This is a genomic window from Paraburkholderia lacunae, from assembly GCF_003353175.1.
GTDB classification, from domain to species: Bacteria; Pseudomonadota; Gammaproteobacteria; order Burkholderiales; family Burkholderiaceae; genus Paraburkholderia; species Paraburkholderia lacunae.
On sequence record NZ_QHKS01000013.1, the window covers coordinates 123567 to 150239 of the forward strand.

The following is a 26673-nucleotide window of genomic DNA, read 5'->3' on the forward strand; positions in this document are numbered from 1 at the left end:
GTTCGCCATGACGGTGCCGATACAAGGGCTTCGTTCCATATTGCGTCAGCGAATCGAAAGTACCGGTTCATGCCTATGTCTTAATTCCGTTGCACATTCTCCTGCTCTTACCGAATGTTTCGTGACCACTCTAACAGGACAGGAAATGAAGACGATCAGGAGATGGATGCGCGTACGGAATGCCGTCGGCGCCGGCGTTGTGGTGCTCGCCGGCCTGCACGCCGCAGGCGCGGCGGCTAGTGAAGCGAATGAACACGGGCATGAAAATGAGGCAGTGAAGCACGTGTTGCTGATCAGCTTCGACGGCTTGCACGAGCAGGATGTCGCGCGCTGCATCGGTTCGAACTCTTGCCCCAATCTCGCGTTGCTGGCCAAGGCCGGTACGACGTACACGAATGCCCACACGCCTGGCCTCTCGGATTCATTCCCGGGTCTCGCCGCGTTAGTCACGGGCGGCTCGCCGAAATCGGCAGGCCTGTTTTATGACGTGTCTTATGACCGCACGCTCTACGCGCCATCCGATACCAGTTGCACCGGCAAGCAGGGGTGGAATGTCGTGTTCGACGAGACCACCGGCATCGATGGAGAGAATGGCGGCGCACTGAAGAATCTCAACGGCGGCGGTGCATTCAATCCTCAGGCGATACCGAATGCGTTGATCAACGGTGTCTGCACGCCGGTGTATCCGCATAACTACGTGAAGACGAACACGATTTTCGAGGTGGTCAAGCAAAACGTGAAGGGCGCCCGGACCGCATGGGCGGACAAGCACGCGTGGGGCTACGACTGGCTCAATGGACCGTCGGGAACAGGCGTTGACGACCTTTCCCGCACCGAGATCAATTCGATCGATCCGGCTACTAACAGCGCCTACACCGACGTCTATACGCACACGGAAAAGTTCGACGACCTCCATGTGCGGTCGCTGATCTACGAGATCGAAGGCAAGGATTCGACCGGCAAACCGGGTGCCGGCGTGCCGACCGTCTTTGGCGGCAACTTCCAGACCTTGAGCATCGCACAGAAGGCGCTTGTGACAAAGGGCGGCGGCTATCTGGACGCGAGCTTTACGCCGGGCCCGCAGGTGACGGCTGCGATTACGTACCTGGACGGGGCTTTGGGCCGCATCGTGTCCGAACTCAAGCAGCAAGGCCTTTACTCGTCGACGGCGATCATCGTCACCGCGAAGCATGGTCAGTCTCCGACGGATCATTCGAAGCTGGTGAAGGTCGGCGACACGCTCACGGCGCTGCTTGAAGCAAACAATTATCTGGATCCGAACGGCAACTTTGGGCAGGCCAACACGACGACCGGAAATCTGAATGACGGGACGGGTCTCGTCAATACGGGCTTCGTGCAGACCGACGACGTCGGGCTGATCTGGTTGCGCGATCAAAGTCAGCTGTCAGCGGTTGTGAAGACGCTGAAGGACAATCTGAGCTGCAACGCGCCCGGCATTTGCGCGGATGGCCCGCAAGCGTACATTCTGTACGGCCCGCAGATTGCTGACCGGTTCGGCGATCCCGCTCGCGGACGCACGCCCGACATTATCGTCCAGCCCAACCCGGGCGTCATCTATACGTCGAGCAAGTCCAAGGACGAGGAACACGGGGGCAATGCTCCCGACGACAACCATCTCGGTCTCGTGGTCTACGTACCCGGCGCCCATCACGCCGGCAAGACCGTCGACGAACGGGTGCTGACGACGCAGGTTGCGCCGACAGTCCTGCGCCTGCTCGACGTCGACCCCGACCTGCTGCACTCGGTCGCGACCGAAGGAACGCGCACACTGCCTGGCTTCAATCGCGAGCACTTCTAACGCACAAAGCCGTCATCAGCGGCGGCGAGCGGCAAACAAGCGGCAAACAAGCGGCGCGACGCGACTCCTCGAGACGTTCAACGGTCTCAAGTCGCGTCGCTGCCGGGTTGGGGAGGCCAGCGGGCGGCCTCTCCAGCCGAACATCACTACACGGCACCCTCGCCAATCCATCTGTTCGGACATTTTCAGCGCGGCGCAGATGGCGCGGTTGAATGAAGCGGGCGAACGTCTCTAACGCACATACCATTCGTTGTTACCTCCGATACGCGGAACCGTTTTGACAAAAAACAAACCGCCTGGTCGGTTTACATTTTGAAATTGCGATGTTAGGCTTGCGCCTCACATGAACTGTCAGGTCTGGACCTCCCAGAAAGACAGCCGCGAAATCGGAACCCGGAGAGATAAATGGTTAAGTCAGTCAAGGCGCGGCACCTGTTGATCGCTGCTATCTGCACAGCTTTGATAGGTTGCTCGAGCGTGCCGCCAGTCGCGTACTCGGGGATCCCGTCATCCACCTATTTGCGACCCAATACGCAGGACGACTCGACCCGCGTGCCATATCGCTTTGCGCCCCAGACAGACTGGCAGAAGTACACCAGGCTGATCATCGACCCGGTGACGGTTTATCAAGGCGCGGATAACCAGTTCGGCGACATGCACGACGAAGATAAAGCGGTTCTTGCGAGCTATATGCAAAGCAAGTTTGCTGAAAAGCTGCGCGGCCGATTCCAGCTGGCTAATGAGGCCGGCCCCAACACGTTGCGCCTGAAGCTGGTCCTGACGGGGGCGAAGACCAATACGCCCGTGCTCAGCGCATTTACGCACTTCGACATTGGCGGCAACCTCTATAACGGTGTTCAAGCCGTTCGCGGCCGGGAAGGCGCCTTCATGGGTTCGGTTATCTACGCAGTCGAGATCTACGACGCTTCGAGCAACCGCCTCCTCAGTGCTTACGTGACCAAGCAATACCCGAACCCATTCAACCTCGGCGCGAGCTTCAGTTCGCTAAGTGCGTCGAAGACCGGGATCGACAAAGGCGCGGACGCGCTGGTTGCGCAATTCAAATGACCTGCCGTATAGAGGGGTGACGCTTCTGGATCGTGTGCCCGCAAGCGGATGCCGAAGATGAATAAAGCCAGCCTGATCGCGTGTCACGAATGTGATTTTCTCCAGCGGGAGACGCCGCTAGTCAAGGGCGGCACCGCGCGGTGCCGTCGATGCGATGCAGTCCTCTACCGATGCGTGCCGGCAACGCACGATCGCGCACTGGCGCTCACCTTGGCCGCGGCGATCCTGTTTGTGGTCGCCAATCGCTTTCCCATCTTCGGACTCTGGGTCAATGGAGCGCTTGTCGAAACCACGCTTTTCGGCGCGGCTTCGTCTCTGTACGCAGACGGTATGTGGCCGATCGCGGGCCTTGTCTTCGTGACAACGATTTTGATGCCGTCACTGAACATAGCGGCCGTGATCTATCTACTCCTGCCGTTGCATACAGGCGGATTTCCCCATAGGCCTGAAATTGTTCTTCGTGTGCTGAGGCATGTTGCGCCATGGGGAATGATCGAGGTTCTGATGCTCGGCATGCTGGTCGCGCTTGTCAAACTCCAGCACATCGCAACAGTCGTCCCCGGCGTCGCGATCTGGGCATTCGGAGCGGTGATGGTGCTGCTTGCGGCAGCGTCCGTTACGTTTAACACGCGTGATCTATGGGCGCGTATCGATGCGATGCAAAGCGACGGCGGCGTATCACACCTTTTGAGCGCAGGTACCACACCGGCCACGGCCGCGCGCGCAGGGCTGTTCGTTTGTCACGACTGCGGTCTGCTCTCGAAGCCGCTCGCACACGTCCACGGTGGGAGCTGTCCGCGTTGTCACGCAGCGCTGCATTTGCGCAAGCCCAATAGTCTCGTTCGCACCTGGGCATTCCTGTTCGCCGCCATGATCCTTTATGTCCCCGCGATTCTCCTGCCGGTCATGGTCACGAGTACCTTGTTCGGTGCGCGATCCGACACGATCCTGAGTGGCGTCGTATTTCTCTGGACCTCCGGGTCGTGGCTGCTTGCCGCGATCGTGTTCATCGCAAGCCTTGTGGTGCCAATGCTCAAGATTCTGTCGTTAGCTTATCTCGCGTGGAGTACCCAGCTGCGCTCTCCGCTAATTCCTCACGAACGCACGCGTATTTACCGGCTGGTGGAGCTCGTTGGCCGCTGGTCGATGCTCGATATCTACGTGATTACCATCCTTGTCGCTTTCGTGCAGTTCGGTTCGGTGGCCACCATCGACGCAGGTCTCGGGGCGATTGCATTCGGTGCGGTAGTCGTGCTAACCATGTTCGCCGCATTGTCATTCGATCCACGACTCATCTGGGACGCAGTGGAGTCAGAAGGTGAATAAGTTGTCCGGACAGAACGATGAAGAGAATGCACCCGGCCTTCCAGCAGTCGTTGCCGCCAAACCGTCGAAGTGGCGTGTGCAGCTTGTATGGTTGGTGCCGCTTGTTGCAGTGCTGATAGCCGGCTGGCTGGTCGTGCAGTCCGTCATGCAAAAAGGCCCGACCGTCACGATCAGGTTTTCCACGGGTGAGGGGATTGAGGCCGGCAAGACGAAGATCAAGTTCAAGAATGTCGATATCGGTGTAATCAAAAACGTTGAACTCTCCGACGATCACAAGACGGTGCTCGCCAGCGCTGAAATGTCCCGCAACGCTTCCAGCATGCTCGTCGACGATACCCGCTTCTGGGTCGTTCGACCGCGCATCTCGGGCGGCACGGTATCGGGCATCGGCACGTTATTGTCCGGTTCGCACATCGGAATGGATATCGGTACATCGCAAAAAGCGCGACGTGATTTCGTCGGACTCGAGTCGCCGCCCGTCCTCGCCTCAGGTGCGCCGGGGCGAGAGTTCGTGCTGAAAAGCGAGAACCTGGGCTCGCTCGATATCGGCTCGCCGGTGTTCTTCCGGCGGCTTCAGGTGGGTCAGATCGTCTCTTACGCGCTCGATCCCGAGGGCGCGGGAATGACCCTGCACGTCTTTATCAATGCGCCTTACGACAAGTACGTGACGAACGACACCCGCTTCTGGCACGCAAGCGGCGTCGATGTGACTCTGGATACGACCGGTGTGAAGGTAGACACCGAATCGCTGGTATCGATCCTGATCGGTGGCCTTGCATTCGAAAATCCGCCTGACACGACGAACAGGGTTGAAGCCGACGCGAAGCACCAGTACGAACTTTTCGTCAATCGGGCCGAAGCGATGAAGCGGCATGACGCGATCATCGATAGATACGTGCTGAACTTCAAGGAGTCCGTGCGTGGGCTGACCGTGGGCGCACCCATCGACTTTCGCGGGATAGTCATCGGCGAGGTATCGGCGATCAACACGCACTTTGATCCGGCCGCGCGGGCGTTCAGCATCCCGGTCGAAGTCACCATTTTCCCGGAACGCTTGATTTCACGCGACGAATGGCAAAGCCAAAAAGGGCAAATATCGTCGGAGCGCAAAGAGTTTGCGGACTACCTGGTATCGAAGGGGCTGCGGGCACAACTGAGAACGGCAAGCCTGCTTACCGGACAACTGTATATCGCGATCGATTTCTTCTCCTCCGCCCCGAAGGCGAAGATGGATTGGAGTAAAAAGACGCCGGAATTGCCAACGGTGCCGGGTAACCTGCAGGGGCTGCAGGAATCGATTACCAGTCTCGTCGCTAAACTGAACGAGATTCCGTTCGATGGCATCAGCAAGGATCTGCGCAAAACCCTCGGTGATGCGGACACGCTGCTGAATACCATCAATACGGATATTGCACCTGACGCCAAAGCGACGCTGGCCGCGGCTCGCGAAGCGCTCACGTCGGCGAATCGCACGTTGCAAAGCGACTCGCCATTGCAGCAAAGCACCGCCGAGACAATGCGGGAGTTGTCGCGGGCCGCGGTCTCGATCCGTTCGCTTGCGGAGTATCTCGAACGCCATCCGGAGGCGCTGATCCGTGGCAAGACCGAGGACAAGCCATGAGCCGATTTCCATCGTTAGCGCTGAGCATGATCGTGCTGACCTTGTTCGCGGGATGCGCCACCTCGCCGAGCTCGAAGTTCTACACGTTGAGCCCGGTTCAGATTGTCGAACAGCGGCCGAGCGCCAGTCCGATCGCAATCGCCATCGATCCGGTCACGGTTCCCGAACTGGTCGACCGGTCGCAAATCGTCATGAAGCTCGACGCGAACCGCGTGTCTATCGACGAGTTCGCGCGCTGGGCCGATCCATTGAAGAGTCAGATTCCGCGTGTACTCGCTGCGGATCTCGCGCAGATCATGCCTGGAGCGATCGTCTCGACCTATCCACAACGTGTGGGCGATAACGCTTACCACGTATCGGTTGACGTGCAGACTTTCGATTCGTCAGCGGACGGTACGGTGGCGCTGGCGGTGCTCTGGTCGGTGCGTCCGCCGAAGCGAAGCGAGCCGTTTAGCGGGCGCTCTGTGGTGCACGAGGCCGTGAGCGGGCCTGGCTACGACGCCCTGGTCAACGCGCACAGCCGCGCCCTCGCGTCCGTAGCGAACGATATCGCGGCAGCGACGCGTCGTTCTATGCCAGCAATTACATCGAAGGACTGAGCAAAGGCGACATCGCTCCCGTAGCCGCGACGAACGCGGGCCAGAGCACGCGTCAGCGAAATCGATCGAGGCAGACCCATGCACGGCGCATCGCCGTCGTTGCGCGTCGTTGCGGTATCGCGGGCAGTTTCACGAGTCTGCCGTCTTTCGCCACTACGATCGCCATGGACTCGATGGCATCTCCTACACTCCAGAAGACCGCTGATTTAACGACGGTCTGTGCGTAGCCGAAGCCGCCGAAGATATCGCGCCCTGCGATTCACGTTATAGCGGCGCTACAGTCAGGAGGGCATCGCTCATGGCCAGGAAACGAATCTATGCCGCATTCCTTACGACAGCGCTGATCGCCACGATGGCGCCGGAATGCCAGGCGCAGTACACCACCGACTGGGTGGCGAATACATACGGAACCATCGCCACTCACGTGGGCAACGGAGCTCGTTCCATGTGGGTCGCTCCGGAGGGAACCCTCTATACCGCTTCGCTGTGGGACGAAAACGAGGGCGGCGTCGCCCTATACCGGAATGGCCAAAGCATCGGTTCGATAGGCATTAACAGCGAGTTTCAGGGCGGCGCCATTACGGGTAATGCAACCTCGATTTTCGCTGCTTTGGCATTTAGCAGGAACGGCGGCAGCGGCAGGGTCGGGCGCTACAACCGAACCAGTCAAACTCGCGATCTTCTCCTTGCCGTGAGCGCGACAACGAATGAGCAGCGGGCCGATGTCGTCACCGGACTTGCGACGTCGGGCTCACTTCTTTATGCGAGCGACTTTCCCGGCAATCGCGTGCGGGTCTACACCACCGACGGCGTCTGGCAGCGGGATATCGGCGTCTCGGGCCCTGGCGCGCTCGCCGTGGACGGCGCGGGAAATATCTGGGTTGCGCAGAAGAGCGCGGGCACGATCCTCGAATTCAGCACGTCCGGTGCGCCGCTGAACACCATCCAGATGTCCGCTGCCTCGCGGCCGTCCGCGCTGTATTTCGACGCGGCGACTGGGCAGCTCATGATCGGCGACGAGGGACCCGACATGAACATCAAGATCTACACCATCTCGGGCATTCCCAGTCTGGCCGGCACGTTCGGCATTCAGGGCGGATATCTCGACACCACGACTGGCATCAAAGGCCAGGTCGGCGACAAACGATTCACACGGGTCACGGGCATCGGCAAAGACTCCGCCGGCAACCTCTATGTGCTCAACAATCCGTGGGGCGGGACGTGGGACCTCGGGCGCAACGGCGGCACCGACATTCACGCCTACGACAGCACGGGCAAGCTGCAATGGAAGCTCCAGGCCCTCAACTTCGAAGGGATCGGCGCCCCGGACCCGGGTACAGACGGCGCTTACTTCTATGGAGGCGCCCACATCTTCACCGGCACCGCTGGAGGAAGCTACGTAGCGAACACCGTCAATCCATTCGACTATCCGTCCGATCCACGACTCAACCTCAACGATACGCAACGCAACGAGCACTTCGGTCAGCTCACCAGCGTCGGCGCCAACCGGATCCTCGTGGCATCCGGCCAGAACCCCGCGATCTTCTACTTCTTCCACTTCAATGCCGCGAATGGCTACATCGCCATACCGGACGCCTCGATACCCGGCACGGCGTTCAATACGGCCAGGCCGGTCACGGGGGGATTTTGCCTCGATAGCAAGGGAGACGTCTGGGCCGGTCTGGACAGGACGAACCACATTTACCACTATCCGCTGACGGGCTTCGATGCCGACGGCAAGCCGACATGGGGAGCAGCCATTGCAACTCGCATTCCGATGAGCATCAGACCGTTGACGCGAATCATCTACCTGCCGGATAGCGACACCATGATCCTCGCGCAGGGCATCGCCGGGAGCTGGGACTGGACGGCCATGAACACGAGGATCGAGGTGTATCACGGCTGGCGCGCAGGTAACACCACCACTCCCAATCCGGTGATCAACATCACCAGCGCCAATCCCAAGTCGATCACGGCAGCCGGCAACTATCTCTTCCTCGGATACGTGCACACCGCGCCCAACATCGACGCCTTCAATCTCATCACAGGCAATCTGGACACCACGTTGATCAACAGCAGTTCCGGCAATGTGGACGTCGGCAATGACGTGGATTCGATGTACGGCCTGAGATCGTACCTTCGCTCGAGCGGGGAATACGTGGTCACGAAGGACAACTACAACGGCTCCAGCATGGTTGTTTATCGTTGGACGCCCAGATAGAAAATCCTCCTGGGTCCGTCGTACCTGCTTTCCCGGTGTCCGGCTTGCAAGACTCTCGAGCTTTGCAAGCTCACCTCGATCCCGCTCGCCGCGGGCCCGTCGATGCGCGCACGACGAGTTCCGGCGCAGGGCCAACCACCATCGACGGTTGCTGTGTGGGCGCCTGGATAAGGCGGATGAGCCTGTCGACCGACAACTCGGCGACGGCAGCGGTCTGGATCGCCACCGTCGTCAACGCCGGGTGCACCTGATGAGCCAGTTGAATGTCCGTGATGCCGATGACCGAGACGTCATCCGGCACCGCGCGGCGCAGGGTGATCAGGGCCTGGGCGGCGCCGATCGCGAGCAGATCGTTGGTCGCGAAGATCGCGCTCAGTCGCGGCCTGTTCGCCATCAGTTGCATGCAGGCGATGTAGCCGGCGTCGATCGAGTCGCGTACCTGCAGCATCGCAGCAGCGTCGGTTTCGATCCCGGCCTCGCGCATCACCGCACGAAAGCCGTTGGAGCGCGCATCCTGCAAGCCGCCGCAGCCGTCGCCGACCAGCATGCCGATATCGCGATGGCCCAGTTCGAGCAGATGCGTGGCGGCCAGCGCGCCCGCTCGCGCGAAGTCCACGGCGATGCACGGTAGGGGAGGCGGGGTCTCGGGATGCTCCCACATCGTCAACAGGATCGGCGCACTCTGTATCGTTGAAATACAGAACTCGTTGAACGCGATATCCGTGTTCATGACGAGGACGCCGTCGGCAAACGTTCCCGCGATCTGGTTCAGGTAGGCCCGGCCGACCTCGGCATCGTCGTCGGTATTGCACACCATCAGGAAGTGCCCCGCCTTGCGCGCCGCGCGCTCGGCCGCCAGCACGAACTCGGGATAGAACGGATTCGAGATGTTCGACAACATCAGCGCCAACGTCGACGAGCGGCCCTCTGCCAGCGCGCGCGCGTTCAGATTCGGCCGGTAGCCGAGATCGGCGATGGCTCGCAATACGCGTTCCGCCGTTTCCGGGCGGACCTTCTCCCGATTGCGCAGCACGTTGGAAACCGTCGCAGCGGTAACCCGCGCGCGTTTGGCGACTTCAGACAAGGTGACCATTTCTCTTATCCCATATTCAGGGAATGTGATTCAAATGTTGCAAGCGACCCGCGACGTTTGCTAAGTTTCGTGCAAACACACAGGAGACAAAATCATGCGAGCTTTCCCGAACCCCGAATTTAAGCGATTAAATGCCTGCTGCACAAGGGCTGGCCGATTTTTTTTGAAACAAATTTAAGCGTTTAAATCCGGAGGCATGATGAACTACCCCCACGCTCACATTCGTTCGCTGCCCCCCAAGGGGGCCGCTGCCTCCCTTGGGGCGGCCCGGCGGGAGGCATGATGAACGACCCCCACACTCACATTCGTTCGCTGCCCCCCAGGGGGGCCGCTGCCTCCCTTGGGGCGGCCCGGCGGGAGGCAGCATGACCACAATCCATCTCGCGAACGTGCAGAAGTCGTACGGCGATCATGCGCCGGTGATCCGGCGCGTGAATCTGGATATCGCGCAACACGAGTTCTGCGTTTTTCTTGGACCGTCGGGTTGCGGCAAGTCAACCTTGCTGAGAATGATCGCCGGTCTCGAAGACCTGAGCGAAGGCGAATTGCGGATCGGTGGGCGTCTCGTGAACGACGTGCCCGCCGCCGAGCGGGGTGTCGCGATGGTGTTCCAAAGCTACGCGCTGTTTCCGCACATGACCGTGTTCGACAACATGGCGTTCGGTCTGAAGCTCGCGAAGCAGCCGCGAGACGTGATCGACCGGAAGGTGCGCGAGGCCGCGCGCATTCTGCAATTGGACGCGCTGCTCGAGCGTTATCCGAAAGCCTTGTCTGGCGGCCAGCGGCAACGCGTGGCGATCGGCCGGGCGATCGTGCGCGAGCCCGGTGTGTTCCTGTTCGACGAGCCGTTATCGAATCTCGACGCCGCGCTGCGAGGGCAGACCCGTGTTGAAATCGCCAGGCTGCACCAGCGCTTCGAGAATGCGAGCGTGGTGTACGTCACGCACGACCAGGTCGAGGCGATGACGCTCGCCGACCGGATCGTGCTGCTGCACGCGGGCGCGGATGCCGAGCGATTCGGCAGCATCGCGCAGAGCGGCGCGCCGCTCGAGTTGTATCACCATCCGAAGTCGCGCTTTGTGGCGGGCTTCATCGGTTCGCCGCGGATGAATTTCATCGATGCCGTGGTCGACTCGATCGACGCGGGCAGCGTAACGGTGTCGCTCGCGCAAAGCGGCGAACGGCTGGTCGCGCACGTCGACGGCCGGCGTCTGCAACCCGCTCAGCCGGTCACGCTCGGCGTGCGTCCGGAACACCTGCGCCTTGACGGCCTCCATGGCCTCCACGGCAAGGAGCAGTCCATTCAGTGCGCCACGGTGCTTTCGGAACGGCTCGGCGAACACAGCTATATCCATGCGGATCATGCGGGCGGAACGCTGATCGCCAAGGCGCCAGGCGATTCGCCGCTCGGTTCCGGCGAGCGCATTCGCGTTCACGTTCCGCCTTCCGCATGTCATCTGTTCGATGCCGACGGCATCGCGCTGCGGCGCAGCGCGCTCGAACCTGAGCGAGTCGCGGCCTAAGCAAAGCCGAACTCCGCCACAGAGCGGATTTCATCGCCTGACAGCAGTGCGCTGTCAGCTAACAAGGTAGTTAAGGAGACAAAAGATGATTGCTTATCGCCTTCGCCGGCTGGCTCACGTATCGGTTGCCGCCTCTCTGGTTACGGCCGTGCTTGCATGCGCCGCGGCCGACGCCGCCACGCTCGCGGTCAATGTGTCGGCGCGCGGAAATCAGCGTTCGACCTGGCAGGATGCCTTCGACAAGTTCAAGAAAGCCAACCCCGACGTCGATCTCAAGGTGACCTACGTCGCCGAGGAGGCCTACAAGGTGCAGTTGGGCGGCTGGCTCGCCACCGATCCGCCTGATGTCGTGTCGTGGCACGACGGCGAGCGCATGGCGTATTACGCGCAGCGTGGCCTGCTCGAGGACCTGTCGCCGGACTGGAACAAGAACGGCTGGTCGCAGCAGTATGCGTCGGTCAAGGAAGCGTCCACTTATAAGGGCAAGCAGTATGCGGCGCCGCTCGGCTACGACGCGTACGGCTTTTTCTATCGCAAGGATCTGTTCGAGAAGGCGGGCATCAAGGGCGAACCGAAGACGTGGGAAGAATTTCTCGACGCCTGCAAGAAGCTCAAGGCAAGCGGCGTCGCGCCGATCGCCGTTGCCGCACGCGATAGCTGGACGCTCGCCGCATGGTTCGACTATCTCGACCTGCGCATCAACGGCAACGCGTTCCATCAGAAGCTGATGGCAGGCGAGATTCCGTACACGGACGCGCGTGTGAAGAAGGTCTACACCGCGTGGAAAACCTTGATCGACGAGCACTATTTCATCGACAACGCGCTGTCCTACGATCTCGATTCGATCGCGCCGTTTCTCGTGAACGGCAAGGCGTCGATGATGCTGATGGGCACGTTCTTCTCGGCGAGCATCCCTGCCTCCGTCAAACCCGAGACCGGCTACTTCCGATTCCCCGTGATTGATGCCAATGTGCCGATGGCCGAAGACGGGCCGGTGAATGTGCTGTTGATCCCCGCGAAGGCGAAGAACAAGGCCGATGCGCGCAAGCTGCTGGCGTTCATGGAGCAGCCGCAAATCAACGCGGATCTCGCGAAGGGATGGGGCACGTTACCGTCCAACAGCCAGGCGGCCGAGCCTGAAGATGCGATCTCGAAGGTTGGATTCCAGACGCTCGCCAACACCAAAGGCGGCATCGCGCAGTTCTACGATCGCGACATGACCAAGGAAATGGCCGACGAAGGCATGAAAGCGATGCAGCAGTTCTATAGCGATCCTTCGCAAATCGATGCGCTGCTTGTGCGCCTCGAAGCGACCCGCAAGCGCATCTACAAAAAGTAAGCCGGTGAGCGTCAGCGATGTTTCGACGACTGACGCTCGCCTTCGATCCCTGACGAGGCCAATCATGTCTCATCCCGTAGCGGGCCGCCTGCCGGCGGCTCAGCACCGGCACGTCTCGACAACGCGCCGTCACCAGAACCGCGCCGCATTTTTTTTCCTGTTGCCGGGTTGCGCGTTGTTTTGCCTGTGCGTGATCTACCCGATCATCAGCAGCATTTCGCTCAGCTTCTATAACTGGGACGGTATGACGCCGAAGACCTTCGCCGGACTCGACAACTACATCGAGCTGTTCCATTCGGACACGTTCTACACGGCGCTGAAGAACAACCTGATCTGGCTTGCCTTGTTCCTGCTCGCGCCGCCGCTCGGCTTGCTGTTCGCGTTGTACCTGAACCAGCAGATTCGCGGCATGCGGGTCGTGAAGTCGCTGTTTTTCGCGCCGTTCGTGCTCTCGGGCGTCGTGGTCGGTCTTGTGTTCAGCTGGTTTTACGATCCCGGCTTCGGGCTGCTGCGCCTGATCGTCGGACACGGCATCCCTGTGCTGGGCGACGCGCACACGGTGACGTTCGGGATCATCTTCGCCGCGCTGTGGCCGCAGACGCCGTTCTGCATGGTGCTGTATCTGACCGGCCTCACGGCCATCAATCCGGAGGTGGTCGAGGCGGCGCGCATGGAGGGCGCGAAGGGCATGCGTCTTCTGTGGCACGTGATCCTGCCGCAGCTTCGGCCCGCCACCTTCATGGCCGTCGTGCTGACCGTGATCGGCGCGCTGCGCAGCTTCGACCTGATTGCCGTGATGAGCGGCGGCGGTCCGTTCGACAGCTCCACTGTGCTGGCCTATTACATGTACGACCAGGCGATCAAGTACTACCGCGAAGGCTATTCCGCGTCGATTGCCGTCGTGCTGTTCGCCATCATGCTCGTCTATATCGTGTTCCATCTGCGCCGCATGTTGCGCGAAGAACGCTGAGTTCCTGGAGTCACGCTCATGTATCCGCTTCCCGTCGAACGCTGGAAACCATTGAACCGCACGCTGTACAAGGCGTCATTGCCGGTCGCGCTGCTTGTCTGGCTGATGCCGATGCTGGCCGTGCTGGTCACGTCGATCCGATCCTCCGATGAACTGTCGCAAGGCGACTACTGGGGTTGGCCGAAGCATGTCGCGCTGCTCGAAAACTACGGTACGGCGCTCACGCAGACGCCGATGCTGCACTACTTCGCCAACAGCATTCTGATCACGGTGCCTTCGGTCATCGGCGCGATCGTGCTGGCGTCGATGGCGGGCTTCGCACTCGCGACCTACCGGTTCCGCGGCAACACCGCCGTGCTGTTCGCCTTTGTCGCGGGCAACTTCGTGCCGATCCAGATCCTGATGATTCCAGTGCGCGACATGGCGCTGAAGGTCGGCCTGTTCAATACCGTATGGGCGCTGGTGATCTTTCACGTGTCGTTCCAGACCGGCTTTTGCACGCTGTTCCTGCGCAATTTCATCAAGCAGTTGCCGTTCGAATTGATCGAAGCGGCGCGTGTGGAAGGCGCGAGCGAGTGGACGATCTACAGGCGCATCGTCCTGCCGCTGATCCGTCCGGCGCTGGCCGCGCTCGGCATTCTGGTTTTCACCTTCGTCTGGAACGACTACTTCTGGGCGCTTTGTCTGACCCAGGGCGATGAAGCCGCGCCGATCACGGTCGGCGTGGCCGCGCTCAAGGGCCAATGGACCACGGCATGGAATCTCGTCGCCGCCGGCTCGGTGCTCGCCGCACTGCCGTCCGTGCTGATGTTCTTCGCGATGCAGAAGCATTTTGTCGCCGGCCTGACTTTCGGCGCCAGCAAGGGCTGAGCGCACAGGCGGTTTTTGGTCGGCATCTCTTCCTTTGAACGAGACTCTCTCATGCAACTTGGTGTGTGCTATTACCCGGAACAATGGCCCCGTGCGATGTGGGCCGACGACGCGCAGCGCATGGCCGCCCTCGGCATCACGCACGTACGTATAGCGGAATTCGCGTGGAGCCGGATGGAGCCGCGCGCCGGCCAATACGTGTGGGGCTGGCTCGACGAAGCGATCGATACGCTTTCGGCCCGGGGCTTGAAACTGATACTCGGCACGCCGACCGCGTCGCCGCCGAAGTGGTTGATCGACGCGTATCCGGACGTGCTGCCGGTGCGCGCGGACGGCACGCGCTGGAACTTCGGCTCGCGCCGGCACTACGACATTTCCAGCGAGACTTACCGCGAGGCCTGTTTGCGGATCGTGACCGCGATGGCCGAGCGTTATGGCGCGCATGCGTCGATCGTCGCGTGGCAAACAGATAACGAACTCGGCTGCCATGAAACGGTGCCGAGTTATTCGCCCGCCGCGCGGCGGCGTTTTCAGGCCTGGCTGCAACGCCGCTACGAGACCGTGCACGGCTTGAACGAAGCGTGGGGCAACGTGTTCTGGAGCATGGAGTATCCATCGTTCGACGCGATCGGCCTGCCGAACCTGACGCCTACCGACGCCAATCCAATCCATCTGCTCGACTTTCGCCGCTTCATGTCCGACGAGGTGGCGAGTTTTCATCGCGAGCAGATCGACGTGCTGCGGCGCCTCGCGCCGCACGCGGATCTGCTGCACAACTTCATGGGCTTTTTCACGACTTTCGATCACTACCGGTTCGCCGCGGACAACAGCATCGACGTGGCCGCGTGGGACAGCTACCCGATAGCGCGAACCGAGTCCATCGCGTTGCCCGAAGAGCAGAAGGCGCTCTACGCACGCACGGCGCATCCTGACGTCTCCGCGTTCGATCACGACCGCTACCGTGCGATCGGCGGCGGGCGCTTCTGGGTCATGGAGCAGCAGGCGGGGCCGGTGAACTGGGCGCCGTGGAATCCGGTGCCTGCGAAAGGCATGGTCAGGCTGTGGGCCTACGAGGCGTTCGCGCACGGCGCGGAACTGGTGTCGTATTTTCGCTGGCGCCAGTGCCCGTATGCGCAGGAGCAGATGCACTCGGGACTCAACCTGCCGAACAACGAACTGTCGCCAGGCGGGCTCGAAGTGCAGCAGGCGGCGCGCGAGATTGCCGCGTCCGAAGCGCTGTCCGGGCTCGACGCGCCGGCGCGCGCCGCGACCGCGCTCGTCTTCGACTACGAGACGCAGTGGATGTTCGAGATCCAGCGGCACGGCAAGACCTTCGACTATCAAACGCTCGCATTCGACTACTACGAGGCGCTGCGCGAACTCGGCCTCGATGTCGATATCGTCTCCAGTCGAGCCGATCTGTCGCAGTACGGGCTCGTCGTAGTGCCGGGCATCGCGGTGATCGACGATGCGCTCATCGGGCAGATCGAGCGGAGTTCGGCGCAATGGGTGTTCGGTCCGAGGAGCGGTTCGAAGACGGCGGACTTCGCCATTCCGTCGAACCTCGCGCCCGGCGCGTTGCAGCGGGTACTGCCGATCCAGGTGCTCGAAGTCGAATCGCTGCGCCCGACGCTCAGCCCCGCGACTTCGATCGGCGGCACGCGCGGAGTCGCCGTGCATTGGCGCGAGCACGTTCGAGCCAATGGCGAGACTCGCGTCGAAGCGCATTTCGACGACGCATGGCCGGCGGTGCTGGCTCACGGACGGGTTCGCTATGTGGCCGGGTGGTTATCGCATGCATTGCATCGGGCCGTTCTCGAGCAGGCGGCGAAGGACGCGGGCATCCGGGTTCACGTGCTGGCTGAGGGCTTGCGTATCCGTCGGCGCGGCAATCTGACGTTCGCGTTCAACTTCGGCGCGGCCCAGGTCGAGGCACCGGCGCCGGTCGATGCGACTTTCGTGCTCGGGCAGCCGCAGCTCGGAACCGGCGATGTCTGCGCGTGGCAGACGTAGAAACCGACGTATGAGACCGCGGGCCGGATGCTTCGCGCCGGCCCGTGGACCCGGCTGAACCGTGCGGACTGTGTTTGAGAAGGGCTTGTCGGAGGCAGGAATTTAAGCGCTTCAATTTTTCGGGCGGGCGGCCCCCGATGAGCCGCCATTCAACAATGGAGGATGACACATGAACAGAAGGCAAATGCTGTCCTGGCTGGCATCGACGGCGGCCGCCGCAGGCGTCGGCGCAACGATCGGCGTTCCGGCGCTGGCCGGCGAGCGTGCTGTGGCCGGACCCGGCAGCCGCTTCGCAAAGGGTGCGGACGTGTCGACGCTCATCGAGCTGGAGGCGAACGGGGCGCGCTTTTACGAGCACGGCGAGCCGCGCGACTGCCTCGCCATTCTGAGGAGCCACGGCGTCGACTCGATCCGTATCAAGGTGTGGAACGATCCTGGCAATCCGAACTTTTATCCGGCCGACCAGAGTCCCGCCGCGGGATACAACAACGCCGAGCATGTTCGTGTGCTGGCTCGCCGCGCCGCCGCGCTCGGCATGCGCGTGCTGATCGATTTCCACTACAGCGACTGGTGGGCTGATCCGGGCAAGCAGTTTCCGCCGCATGACTGGGCCGGCAAGGACATCGCGCAAACCTGTGCGTTGTTGTCGGACTACACGTCGGGGGTCCTCGAGATGCTCAGGAAGGACGGCGTTCATCCGGAGTGGGTGCAGGTCGGCAATGAAATCACCGGCGGGATGTTGTGGCCGCTAGGCAAGTACGACCAATGGGACAATCTCGCGCAGTTGCTGAAAGCAGGACACGATGCGGTCAAATCGGTCGATGCGCGGACCAAAGTCATGCTGCATATCGACAGCGGCGGCAACAATGCGACGAGCCGCTGGTGGTTCGACAGTGCGATACAGCGCGGCGTCACGTTCGATGTGATCGGCCTGTCCTACTATCCGCAGTGGCAGGGCTCGCTCAGCGATCTGCAGAACAACGCGAACGACCTCGCCACGCGCTATGACAAGGACGTGATCGTCGTCGAGACCGCTTATCCGTGGACGACCAGCGACGGCGATTCCGAGCCGAATGCGATGACCAACACCGGCTCGGTGACCTATCCGCCGACACCCGCCGGGCAGGCGCAGTTTCTCGGCGCGCTGACGGACATCGTGCAGGCGATACCCGGCGGCCACGGCAAAGGCGTGTTCTGGTGGGAACCCGAATGGATACCGACGCCGAACGTCGGATGGAAACTCGGCGCCGGCGATCAGTGGGATAACAACACCCTGTTCGATTTCCACGGCAATGCGTTGTCGTCGCTGGACGCGTTCCGCAAGCGCTAGCGTCTGCGTCGAGCCGTTTCCCGTCTATTCCGGGCGAGCCTTTCGCGGGGCCGCTGTCGATGCCCGGACAACCAGTCTTGGACTGGACGCCGTGCGCATCGGCGGGCCGTTGGCGCGGCCGCCCTCACAACGCGGCGCCGTTTCTATCAACTCGCGCAACAGCGATACCGCGAGTTCGGCGACTTCGACGGTCGGCACGGCGATCGTCGTCAGCGCGGGCCGCGAGTCGCGCGCGAGCTGGATGTCGGTGATGCCGATCACGGATAGATCGCTGGGCACGTTCAGGCCGAGATCGGCGGCGGCATGCATCGCACCGAGCGCCGGCAGGTCGTTGGTCGCATAGATCGCAGTGAGCTTCGGATTGGCTTCCAGCAACGCGCGCGCCGCGGTGTAGCCGCCGTGTATCGTATCGGCCGCATGTTTGATCGGACCTTTCCGCACACCGGCTGCACGCAGCGCATCGACAAAACCTTCATAACGGGCCGCGTGAATGCCCGAGGCCTTGCTGCCGACAATCGCGCCGATCCGGCGATGGCCGAGTTCGAGCAGGTGCGCGCCGGCCAGCTCGCCTGCCAGGCGAAAATCGACCGCGACGCACGGTAAGCCGGGTGGCTCGTTCGGCCGTTCCCACATGCACAGCACCACGGGCGTGCCGCGCGATTCGGTGGTGTGAAGATCCGCAAAGTCGAGGTTTGCGTTCGTCACGAGTACGCCTTCGGAAAGCGTCCCGGCGATCTGATCCAGATACGCCCGGCCGTTCAACGGATCTTCGTTCGTGTTGCAGATGATCACGAAGTGGCCGCTCGTGCGCGCCGCGCGTTCGACGGCGAGCGCGAACTCCGGATAGAACGGATTGGCGATGCTCGACACCATCAGCGCGAGCGTCGGCGCACGCCCCTCGGCGAGTGCGCGGGCGGCAAGATGCGGGCGATAGCCGAGCGCGTCGACCGCGTCGAGCACCCGCTGCCGGGTGCTCGCGCCGACCCGGCCGCGATTGCGCAGCACGTTGGACACCGTGGCAGGGGTGACGCCGGCATGACGCGCGACTTCGTTGAGCGTGGGCATGGTCTCCTCAATATATGGGATGGCTTCTCGACATTTGCATCATCGCCAAAGGCGCGGCACCATTTGCCGCACAGACAAAACGAATTCGGAGACAGGCAAGGCTGGACGATCGCACGCGATCGAATTTTTTGGCCTTGCTGATTAAGCGCTTAATCTCCGACTTCGAGCCGATTAAATCACGGAGTCGATGCGATGGCGAGCATTTCGTTGAGAGGCGTGCAGAAGGCGTATGGCGACGGCGCGCTGGTGATCCGCGACGTCGATCTGGAGATCGGCGAGAACGAGTTCTGCGTGTTTCTCGGTCCGTCCGGTTGCGGCAAGTCGACCTTGCTGCGAATGATCGCCGGTCTCGAGGACGTGACCGACGGCGACCTGTCGATCGGCGGGCGCCTCGTCAACGACGTAGCGGCGGCGCAGCGCGGCGTGGCGATGGTGTTCCAGAGCTACGCGCTGTTTCCGCATATGACTGTGTTCGAGAACATGGCATTCGGCTTGAAGCTCGCCAAAACCCCAAAGGACGAAATCGACCGCAAGGTGCGGGAAGCCGCGCGCATCCTGCAGCTGGAGGCGCTGCTCGAGCGCCGGCCGAAGGCCTTGTCCGGCGGTCAGCGGCAGCGCGTGGCGATCGGCCGGGCCATCGTGCGCGAGCCTGGTGTATTTCTGTTCGACGAACCGCTTTCGAATCTCGACGCGACGCTGCGCGGCCAGACCCGCGTCGAGATCGCGCGGCTGCACAAACAGTTCTCCAAAGCCAGCGTCGTCTACGTGACGCACGACCAGGTCGAGGCCATGACGCTCGCCGACAAGATCGTGCTGCTGCACGCGGGCAAGGACACCGAACGCTACGGCAGCATCGCCCAGATCGGCGCGCCGCTCGAGTTGTACCACCGGCCGAGGAGCCGTTTCGTGGCGGGTTTCATCGGCTCGCCGCGGATGAATTTTCTGCCGGCGCGGGTTGCGTCGGTTGGTCCGCACGGTGTGACCGTCACACTTGAACAGACCGCTGAAAACGTGCGCGTGCCGGTGAGCGGCGACGGCTTGCAGCCATCGCAAGCCGTCACACTCGGCGTGCGTCCCGAACACCTCGAATTCATCGACCCGGCAGCGGCCCAGTACGCGGCCCCGGCCATGACGGACGATGCCGTTCTGACGCGCACCGTTGCGCTCGTCGAACATCTCGGCGAGCACAGCTACGTCCATCTCGATCAGCCCGGCGGCGCCGCGCTGATCGCCAAAGCGCCCGGCGACACGCGCCTGCTGCCGGGCGACCGCGCGGGCTTGCGCGTGCCCAGCCGCGCTTGCCATTTGTTTACCGAAGACGGCTTTGCCGCCGCTTCGCTCGAGTTCGTCGAACACTACGCATAAGAGGACCTTCGGATGCGCCTAGGAGTCTGTTATTACCCGGAACACTGGCCGGAGTCGATGTGGGAAGACGACGCTCGCCGGATGAAAGCGCTCGGCATCGAGCAGGTGCGGATCGCCGAATTTGCGTGGAGCCGCATCGAACCGACACCTGGCGAATACGACTGGGGCTGGCTCGATCGCGCGATCGACGTACTCGGCGCGGCCGGGTTGCAGGTGGTCATGTGCACGCCGACCGCGACGCCGCCCAAGTGGCTGATCGACCGCCATCCGGACATCCTGCCGATCGGCGCGGACGGACGTCCCCGCGCGTTCGGCTCGCGCCGCCATTACGATTTCTCTTCGCCGTCGTATTTCTCCGCGTCGCAGCGGATCTGTACGGCGGTGGCCGAGCGGTATGGCAAGCATCCGGCGGTCGCGTACTGGCAGACCGATAACGAGTTCGGCTGCCATCACACGGTGGTCAGCTATTCGCCGGCGGCAGTAGGGCGCTTTCGCGAATGGCTGAAGGCGCGCTATCAAACGGTCGATGAACTGAACCGCGCGTGGGGCACGGTGTTCTGGAGCATGGAGTACCGCAGCTTCGACGAGATCGATGCGCCGGTGGCGACCGTCACCGAAGCGCATCCGTCGCACCGGCTCGACTATCGGCGCTTCGCGTCCGACGAGCTCGCGCGCTACAACCGCATGCAGGTCGAGATCATCCGCGCGCATTCGCCCGGACGGCCGGTCGCGCACAACTTCATGCAGCTCTTTACCGAGTTCGACCATTACAAGGTCGCCGCCGATCTCGATGTCGCGACCTGGGACAGCTATCCGCTCGGCGCGCTCGAAGAGCAATGGTTTGCGCCGGAGATCAAGGCGCGCTGGCTGCGCACCGGGCATCCCGACTTCGCTTCGTTCAATCACGACGTCTACCGCGGCATGTCGAAGCTGCCGTTCTGGGTGATGGAGCAGCAACCGGGGCCGGTGAACTGGGCGCAGTGGAATCCGGCGCCGCTGCCCGGCATGGTGCGGCTGTGGAGTTGGGAAGCCTTCGCGCACGGCGCGGGGTGCGTGTCGTATTTCCGCTGGCGCCAGGCGCCGTTTGCGCAGGAGCAGATGCACGCCGGGTTGAACACGCCCGACAATCGGCTCGACGTCGGCGGCAATGAAGCCGCGCAGGTGGCCGGCGAGATTCGCACGGTGCTCGCCGCGGACGCCGGCGCCAATGCCGCGATTCGCGCGAAGGTCGCGCTCGTCTACGACTACGAAGCGAAGTGGCTGTTCGAGATTCATCCGCAGGGCGCGGACTTTCACTATCCGCGTTTCGCGTTCGAGTATTACTCGGCGCTGCGCGCACTCGGGCTGGATGTCGACGTGGTTCCGGTGGACGCGCCGCTCGACGGCTATCGTGTGATCGTCGTGCCGCCGCTGCCGGTCGTGCCCGCCGATTTTGCCGCGCGGCTGGCAAAATCGGGCGCCCAGGTGGTGCTCGGCCCGCGCACCGGCTCGAAGACGGAGGATCTGCAGATTCCGGCGAACTTGCCGCCGGGCGCGCTTGCTTCGGTGCTGCCGCTGCGCGTGTGGCGCGTCGAATCGATGCGGCCGAACGTGACCGAAGCGGTGCGGCTCGCAGACAGCGCGGACGTTTCCGCGACCGACGGCTTCGCGCGCCACTGGCGCGATTTCATCGACAGCGACGGCGCGGCTTCGCTCGACGTTCGCGCGCGCTTCGCCGACGGCCATCCGGCGGTTGTGCGAAGCGGCGCATTCCACTACTTCGCGAGTCTGTTCGACGATGCGCTCACGCTCCGTCTGTTCGCGCAGATCGCCCGCGAGGCAGGCATCGAGGCGACGCCGCTTGGCGACAGCGTGCGGATCAGCCGGCGCGGCGCACTGACCTACGTATTCAATTACGGCGAGCAGGTTCACACGCTCGCCGGTGTGGACGACGACGCTTTCGTGATCGGTTCGCGCCAGATCGGCCCGCAGGGCGTAGCGGTTCATCGATCGACCTGACGAGCCGGCCTGAGGATTCCATGCAGTAACGACAACGACGCCATATCAAGGCATAAAGGAGACAGAGAGCATGACACTGAAACCCCGCAGAATTCTGCTTGCACTCGCGCTCGTCGCGGCCGCCGCAGGAACCTCCGTCGTCAGCACCGCGCAGGCCGGCACGCTTGCAGTCAACATCGCGTTCAAGGGCGCAAGCCAGCGCGCGGTCTGGCAGTCGACCATCGACGAGTTCAAGAAAGCGCATCCCGATGTCGACGTGAAGGTGTCGTTCGTCGACGAAGAGGCGTACAAGGTGCAACTGCCCGGGTGGCTCTCGACAGTCGCGCCCGATATCGTCAACTGGCATGACGGCGAGCGCATGGCGTATTACGCGCAACGTGGCCTGTTCGAAGATCTGAGCGGCGATTGGGCGAAGAACGGCTGGAGCGATACGTACGCGTCGACGAAGGAAGCGTCGTCGTACAAAGGCAAGCAGTACGCCGCGCCCACCGTGTATTACTCGTGGGGCATGTTCTATCGCAAGGACCTGTTCCAGAAGACGGGCATTGCCGGCGAGCCGAAAACGTGGGACCAGTTTCTGGACGCCTGCAAAAAGCTGAAGGCGGCCGGCATTACGCCGATCGCCGTTGCGGGACGCGATGCGTGGACGCTGGCAGGCTGGTTCGACTATCTGGACCTGCGCCTGAACGGCAATGCGTTCCATCAGAAGCTGATGGCGGGCGAGGTGCCGTACACCGATCCGCGCGTCAAGAAGGTGTACGCGGCCTGGAAGCAACTGATCGACGCCGGCTATTTCATCGACAACTCGCTCTCCTACGATCTGGACGCGGTGCAGCCGTTCCTGTTCCAGGGCAAGGCCGCGATGATGCTGATGGGCACCTTCATCACGGGTGGCTTCCCGTCGAATGTGAAAGCGGAAATGGGCTACTTCCAGTTCCCGATCATCGACGCGAAGGTGCCGACCGCCGAAGACGGTCCGGTGGAATCGCTGCATATTCCGTCGAAGGCGAAGAACAAGGCGGATGCCCATACCTTCCTCGCGTTCGTCGAGACGCCTGAAATCGGCGCGAAGCTGGCGGCGGGTCTCGGTTCGCTGTCGGCGAACAGCAAGTCGCCGGAACCCGAAGATCCGATTTCGAAAATCGGCTTCCAGATTCTGGCGAACACGAAGGGCGGTATTGCACAGTTCTACGATCGCGACATGACGAAGGAAATGGCCGATGAAGGGATGAAGGGGATGCAGCAGTTCGTCGCCGATCCCTCGAAACTCGACGACGTGCTCGCGCAACTCGAGCAGACGCGTAAGCGCATCTACAAGAAGTAAGCGGTGGCGGCCTTTGGGCCGCCTGCTTTGGCCACCCGCTTTGGCCACCATTCGCCACGTTCGATCGGGAGAGGTTAATCGTGTCGCACTCCGTCAGCCGTCACACTGTCACTGGTCCTGCCGATTCTGGCGTACCGGCTTCGGGCGGCGCATTGCGCGGCGGGCCGCCCGCCCTGGCGCACCGGCGCCGTCCATCGCCGACCGCGCGCCGGCAACGGCGTGCTGCCTTCCTGTTTCTCGCGCCGGCTTGCGTGATGGTGGCCGTCTATGTCGTGTGGCCGATCCTGTCGACCATTCGCCTGAGCTTTTTCAACTGGGACGGCATGACCGAGCCGGTCTTTGCCGGCCTGGCGAACTATGTCGAGCTCTTCCATACACCGGCGTTCTATACCGCGCTGAAGAACAACCTCATCTGGCTGCTGTTGTTCCTGCTCGCTCCGCCGATGGGACTCGCCGTCGCGCTGTATCTGAATCAGGCCGTGGCCGGCATTCGCATCGTCAAATCGCTGTTCTTTGCACCGTTCGTGCTGTCGGGCGTGGTGGTCGGCCTGATCTTCTCGTGGTTCTACGACCCGACTTTCGGCTTGCTTGCGCTGATACTCGGTCATGGCGTGCCGGTGCTCGGCGACGCCCGCTATGCGACCTTCGGGATCGTATTCGCGGCCCTGTGGCCGCAAACCGCCTATTGCATGATTCTTTACCTGACCGGCCTGACGTCGCTGAACGCCGAGCAGATCGAGGCCGCGCGCATGGAGGGCGCGCGCGGCTGGTCGTTGCTGTGGCACGTGATTCTGCCGCAATTGCGGCCGACCACGTTCATGGCGATCGTCGTCACTGTGATCGGCGCGTTGCGCAGCTTCGATCTGATCTCGGTGATGACCGGCGGCGGACCGTTCGAGAGTTCGACCGTGCTCGCGTATTACATGTACGACCAGGCGATCAAGTATTACCGCATCGGCTATTCCGCCGCGGTGGCGGTGGTGCTGTTCGCCATCATGCTGGTGTACATCGTTTATCACTTGCGGCGGATGCTGCGCGCCGAGCAATAAGGTCAAGGAGCCGACCATGTTTCCGATCGCCATCGACAAATGGAAGCCGGCCACGCGCCGTGCGTACAAACTGACCTTGCCGCTCGCGCTGCTGATCTGGCTGCTGCCGATGATCGCGGTGCTGGTGACCTCGGTGCGCTCGTCGGAAGAACTGACCGAGGGAAATTACTGGGGCTGGCCGAAGCACTTCGCGATGCTGGATAACTATCGTGAGGCGTTGACCACCTCGCCGATGCTGCATTACTTCTGGAACAGCGTGCTGATCACGGTGCCTGCCGTCGTGGGGTCGATCGCGCTTGCGGCGATGGCGGGATTCGCGCTCGCCACTTACCGGTTCCGCGGCAATTCGACGTTGTTCGCGACGTTTGTCGCGGGTAATTTCGTGCCGGTGCAGGTATTGATGATTCCGGTGCGCGATCTTTCGTTGCAACTCGGCCTGTTCAACACCGTGAGCGCGCTGATTCTGTTTCATCTGTCGTTTCAGACAGGTTTCTGCACGCTTTTCCTGCGCAATTTCATCAAGGAGTTGCCCTTCGAGCTCGTCGAAGCGGCCCGTGTGGAAGGCGCTGGCGAATGGCAGGTGTTCTACCGGATCGTGCTTCCTCTGATTCGGCCGGCGCTCGCAGCGCTGGGGATTCTCGTCTTCACGTTTGTCTGGAATGACTATTTCTGGGCGCTGTGTTTGACACAAGGGGACGAGGCCGCGCCGATTACCGTCGGTGTCGCGGCATTGAAGGGGCAGTGGACTACGGCATGGAATCTCGTTTCGGCCGGGTCGATTCTTGCCGCGTTGCCCTCCGTGGCGATGTTCTTCGCCATGCAGAAGCATTTCGTGGCCGGGCTGACCTTCGGTGCGACAAAAGGCTGAGCGGCCCGTTATCCGTTGCGAAGATTGACCTGCTTGCGAGGCGGCGGGTAGCAGGAGCGCTCACGCGAGCGCTGCTACGTCGGGGCGACAGGTCAATACAGCGAGTAGCGGGAATACGTTTCTATCGGAATGATCGCTTGCGCGGGAACGGTTCGACCTTCGCGTGCGGATTTCAAATGCCCGACAGATGTGCGCAACAGCAGCCGAAGGTCCTGTGTCAGCAAATAGTCGATGGCGTCGGAACGCAACAGCGGCTCCGTTATCCGGTTGACTTCGTGGGTCACATAGATCGTCCGGCCCGTCAGATTGCGTTCGCGCAGCGCCGCCGCCAGTCCTTCGTTTCCCCCCGCCACGTTGTAAATGCCGTCGAGCTTCTTGTGCTCGTCCAGAAAGCGCAGAGTTGCTTCATAGGTCGCGGCCCCGGAGTCAGCGCCCTTGATGACCTCCACCAGGTTCACGTTCGGGAATCGCTGTCTTAACAGTGAGCGGAACCCGATCTCCCGATCTTCGTGACATGTGTAGGAGAACGTCGCGACGACTACCGCCACATCCGGGGACGTGTGCGCCTGCAGATGCCGGCCCATGAGAAATGCAGCTGACTGTCCGGCCGCCCGGTTATTGACCCCGACATACGTATGACGGGCGTCGGCATCGACGTCGGTGATGAGCGTAACGACCGGCTTGCCTGCCGCCATGCATTCGCGCAGGGCGGCGCTCGTCGTTGGGGTGTTCGTGCAGATGATGCCGATGCCGTCGGCTTCGGCGCTCGCCTCGCGCACCTGGGCAGCAACCTCGTCGTCGGACGCTCCCACACACCTCACGATGGCGAGACTCGCCCCGGACGCGACAAATTCCGGCTCGAGCTCTGCCGCGGTGCGCGTCAACTCGTCGGTGAACGCGTCTCCTGCCTGGGCCAACAACCTGAAATCGTAGGTGCTCTGCCTCGCGCGAGTCGGCGAGCCGGAGCTCAATTGCCTCAATGCCGCTTCAACAGCGCTGCGCGTGCGCGGATGCACACCGGGCCGATCGTTTAGCGCGCGATCGATGGTCGCCCTGCTGAGCTGCGTGATCTCCATCAGTTGTTTGAGCGTCGGCTTGCCTTTCATTGTGAGTCCCCAAACTTGCACGCGGGCCGAGGCGCCCGCACAACCGTCATTTTGCCTCATGTTGAGCCATAGAGGCATTTCTCGAATGACCCAGAAGAAAAAGGTC

Annotated in this window: 20 protein-coding genes; 17 read left to right on the forward strand and 3 right to left on the reverse strand. The window is 62.1% G+C overall.

The window, feature by feature from the left end:
• Positions 1 to 145: 145 nt before the first annotated feature.
• The 6 genes from DLM46_RS21020 (at position 146) to DLM46_RS21045 (ending at position 8654) form a co-directional block, all read left to right on the forward strand.
• Positions 146 to 1819, forward strand: a complete 1674-nt coding sequence (locus DLM46_RS21020) for an alkaline phosphatase family protein (protein ID WP_115103401.1) — start codon at positions 146 to 148, stop codon at positions 1817 to 1819.
• 405 nt (positions 1820 to 2224) lie between these two features.
• Positions 2225 to 2887, forward strand: coding sequence for a DUF3313 domain-containing protein (locus DLM46_RS21025; RefSeq protein WP_115103403.1), 663 nt, complete (start codon positions 2225 to 2227; stop codon positions 2885 to 2887).
• A gap of 57 nt (positions 2888 to 2944) precedes the next feature.
• Positions 2945 to 4213: a paraquat-inducible protein A gene (locus DLM46_RS21030; protein ID WP_115103622.1), complete on the forward strand. Its 1269-nt coding sequence runs from the start codon at positions 2945 to 2947 to the stop codon at positions 4211 to 4213.
• Entirely contained in the window at positions 4206 to 5834 is a 1629-nt protein-coding gene (locus DLM46_RS21035) for a PqiB family protein (protein ID WP_115103405.1), read from the forward strand. Before DLM46_RS21030 ends, DLM46_RS21035 begins: the two co-directional genes overlap by 8 nt.
• Positions 5831 to 6433, forward strand: a complete 603-nt coding sequence (locus DLM46_RS21040; RefSeq protein ID WP_115103407.1) for a PqiC family protein — start codon at positions 5831 to 5833, stop codon at positions 6431 to 6433. Before DLM46_RS21035 ends, DLM46_RS21040 begins: the two co-directional genes overlap by 4 nt.
• A gap of 298 nt (positions 6434 to 6731) precedes the next feature.
• Positions 6732 to 8654, forward strand: a complete 1923-nt coding sequence (locus DLM46_RS21045; RefSeq protein WP_115103409.1) for an NHL repeat-containing protein — start codon at positions 6732 to 6734, stop codon at positions 8652 to 8654.
• A gap of 70 nt (positions 8655 to 8724) precedes the next feature.
• On the opposite strand, the gene DLM46_RS21050 is transcribed toward DLM46_RS21045, so the two are convergent.
• Complete coding sequence (locus tag DLM46_RS21050) at positions 8725 to 9747, reverse strand: LacI family DNA-binding transcriptional regulator (protein WP_115103412.1); 1023 nt, start codon at positions 9745 to 9747, stop codon at positions 8725 to 8727.
• A 365-nt stretch (positions 9748 to 10112) separates the two neighbouring features.
• Between DLM46_RS21050 and DLM46_RS21055 the strand changes: the two genes are divergently transcribed.
• The 6 genes from DLM46_RS21055 (at position 10113) to DLM46_RS21080 (ending at position 17792) form a co-directional block, all read left to right on the forward strand.
• Positions 10113 to 11270 carry an ABC transporter ATP-binding protein gene (locus tag DLM46_RS21055; protein WP_115103414.1) on the forward strand — a complete coding sequence of 386 codons (1158 nt, stop codon included), beginning with the start codon at positions 10113 to 10115 and terminating at the stop codon, positions 11268 to 11270.
• 85 nt (positions 11271 to 11355) lie between these two features.
• On the forward strand, positions 11356 to 12609 hold the full coding sequence (locus tag DLM46_RS21060) for an ABC transporter substrate-binding protein (RefSeq protein WP_115103417.1): 1254 nt from the start codon (positions 11356 to 11358) through the stop codon (positions 12607 to 12609).
• A 64-nt stretch (positions 12610 to 12673) separates the two neighbouring features.
• On the forward strand, positions 12674 to 13579 hold the full coding sequence (locus DLM46_RS21065; RefSeq protein ID WP_115103419.1) for a carbohydrate ABC transporter permease: 906 nt from the start codon (positions 12674 to 12676) through the stop codon (positions 13577 to 13579).
• 18 nt (positions 13580 to 13597) lie between these two features.
• Positions 13598 to 14449, forward strand: coding sequence for a carbohydrate ABC transporter permease (locus DLM46_RS21070; RefSeq protein ID WP_115103422.1), 852 nt, complete (start codon positions 13598 to 13600; stop codon positions 14447 to 14449).
• A 51-nt stretch (positions 14450 to 14500) separates the two neighbouring features.
• Positions 14501 to 16462 (forward strand): beta-galactosidase, encoded by a 1962-nt coding sequence (locus tag DLM46_RS21075; protein WP_115103424.1) that lies wholly within the window; start codon positions 14501 to 14503, stop codon positions 16460 to 16462.
• Positions 16463 to 16631: 169 nt separating this feature from the next.
• A complete protein-coding gene (locus tag DLM46_RS21080; RefSeq protein WP_115103426.1) occupies positions 16632 to 17792 on the forward strand; it encodes a glycoside hydrolase family 53 protein in 1161 nt (386 codons plus the stop codon).
• Between the two features lie 24 nt (positions 17793 to 17816).
• Here the strand turns inward: DLM46_RS21080 and DLM46_RS21085 are convergent, their stop codons facing one another.
• A complete protein-coding gene (locus DLM46_RS21085) occupies positions 17817 to 18857 on the reverse strand; it encodes a LacI family DNA-binding transcriptional regulator (protein ID WP_115103428.1) in 1041 nt (346 codons plus the stop codon).
• Positions 18858 to 19049: 192 nt separating this feature from the next.
• Between DLM46_RS21085 and DLM46_RS21090 the strand changes: the two genes are divergently transcribed.
• The 5 genes from DLM46_RS21090 (at position 19050) to DLM46_RS21110 (ending at position 25461) form a co-directional block, all read left to right on the forward strand.
• A complete protein-coding gene (locus tag DLM46_RS21090; protein WP_115103430.1) occupies positions 19050 to 20222 on the forward strand; it encodes an ABC transporter ATP-binding protein in 1173 nt (390 codons plus the stop codon).
• A gap of 12 nt (positions 20223 to 20234) precedes the next feature.
• Complete coding sequence (locus DLM46_RS21095; protein ID WP_115103432.1) at positions 20235 to 22220, forward strand: beta-galactosidase; 1986 nt, start codon at positions 20235 to 20237, stop codon at positions 22218 to 22220.
• A gap of 70 nt (positions 22221 to 22290) precedes the next feature.
• Entirely contained in the window at positions 22291 to 23544 is a 1254-nt protein-coding gene (locus tag DLM46_RS21100; RefSeq protein ID WP_115103434.1) for an ABC transporter substrate-binding protein, read from the forward strand.
• An 80-nt stretch (positions 23545 to 23624) separates the two neighbouring features.
• On the forward strand, positions 23625 to 24593 hold the full coding sequence (locus tag DLM46_RS21105) for a carbohydrate ABC transporter permease (RefSeq protein ID WP_115103437.1): 969 nt from the start codon (positions 23625 to 23627) through the stop codon (positions 24591 to 24593).
• A 16-nt stretch (positions 24594 to 24609) separates the two neighbouring features.
• Complete coding sequence (locus tag DLM46_RS21110; protein WP_115103439.1) at positions 24610 to 25461, forward strand: carbohydrate ABC transporter permease; 852 nt, start codon at positions 24610 to 24612, stop codon at positions 25459 to 25461.
• 92 nt (positions 25462 to 25553) lie between these two features.
• Here the strand turns inward: DLM46_RS21110 and DLM46_RS21115 are convergent, their stop codons facing one another.
• A complete protein-coding gene (locus DLM46_RS21115; protein ID WP_115103441.1) occupies positions 25554 to 26567 on the reverse strand; it encodes a LacI family DNA-binding transcriptional regulator in 1014 nt (337 codons plus the stop codon).
• Positions 26568 to 26673 lie beyond the last annotated feature (106 nt).